Origin of the sequence: Dietzia sp. SLG310A2-38A2 (assembly GCF_014145095.1) — a bacterium.
In the GTDB taxonomy this organism is placed as follows: domain Bacteria; phylum Actinomycetota; class Actinomycetes; order Mycobacteriales; family Mycobacteriaceae; genus Dietzia.
In genome coordinates this window covers 1-1,051 of sequence record NZ_JAALDX010000144.1, presented here as the reverse complement: position 1 = coordinate 1,051, position 1,051 = coordinate 1, and the positions used below count along the sequence as shown (strand labels likewise).

Below are 1,051 nucleotides of genomic sequence, written 5' to 3'. Positions count from 1 at the left end.
GGTGGTGGTTCGGGGCCAGCGGCGAGGACCGCTCGCGCCGCATCGCCTCCGAGCTCGGGGCGGCGGAGGTCTCCGAGGCGGTGCAGGCCTCGTCCGGTGAGGTCGACGCGGTCCGCCGACTCCGGGTCGCGTACCCGGGTCTCGGGCTCCGGGACGCGGTCGAACTGGTCCGGCGACACAGCAGCGACGGCCGGAGCGTGGAGGGGCGCAGCAGCGGGAACGGTTGACCCTCCCCGGGCCATCGAGGCCGACGCGACCTCAGGGAGTGATCGTGACGCAGCCGGATAGGTTCTTGTCGAGGGGCTCGTCGAAGGCCTCACCGATTGGGGCTCTCACGAACGAATGCGTCGCCACCAAAATGTATAGGTCGCCGAGAGCTTACGTTATGTAAGGCTGGCGGTGTTGAATTGTAAAACGCGCGAACTCGACCCTTCCTCAGGCGCCTGACGTCACGCCTGTCCTCCGAGTTCTGAAGACAAGTGCGGAGTCAGCAGTCATGCCCCAGCGTAGAGGCCCAGGCCGGTCACCCCCCCACCCGGCATTTTCGAGACCGTCGATTTACACTCGGCCGCGCTTCCACGCCCATACCGATAGCCCCACCACGGCAAGTGCGAGTATCGGGAGGATCCATGCCCCCACCGAACGAGACTGCATAATCCAGTAATGCTCAGGGCCCGCGATACCGATCACGGCCTGCCTGTTTGCCAGTGGCAAGTACATCATCCAGCCACCGGGCATGCCGAAAGCCGGGAGCCACACGCGGAGCGACCCGGCCACCAGGAATACCGCTGCCGGGAAGGACAGCCAGAACCACGGGAATCCCTCGCGAGGCTGCCGGGCTCGCCAAGGCAGGACGGCAGCACCGACCAGCACGACTATCAGCACGGCGAATATCCATAGCCAGATCATGACGGCCACGTTAGCCCCCGGCACACTGGTGACAGCCGTTCTCTCTCAGATGCCAGGCCCGAGTGCCGCTGTCCAGACCCTTTGGCAAGGAGCGGGCTGAGCTGAACGGTTAAACGGCTCTTCGCATCTGAGTGTGGGGTCA

Annotated in this window: 1 protein-coding gene and 1 pseudogene; one reads left to right on the top strand and one right to left on the bottom strand. The window is 65.3% G+C overall.

Annotation, left to right across the window (positions count from 1 at the left end):
- A pseudogene (locus tag G6027_RS05475) lies at positions 1-227 on the top strand (hypothetical protein); the annotation flags it as partial.
- 331 nt (positions 228-558) lie between these two features.
- Here G6027_RS05475 and G6027_RS05470 read toward each other — a convergent pair.
- Entirely contained in the window at positions 559-885 is a 327-nt protein-coding gene (locus G6027_RS05470) for a hypothetical protein (RefSeq protein WP_346995639.1), read from the bottom strand.
- Positions 886-1,051 lie beyond the last annotated feature (166 nt).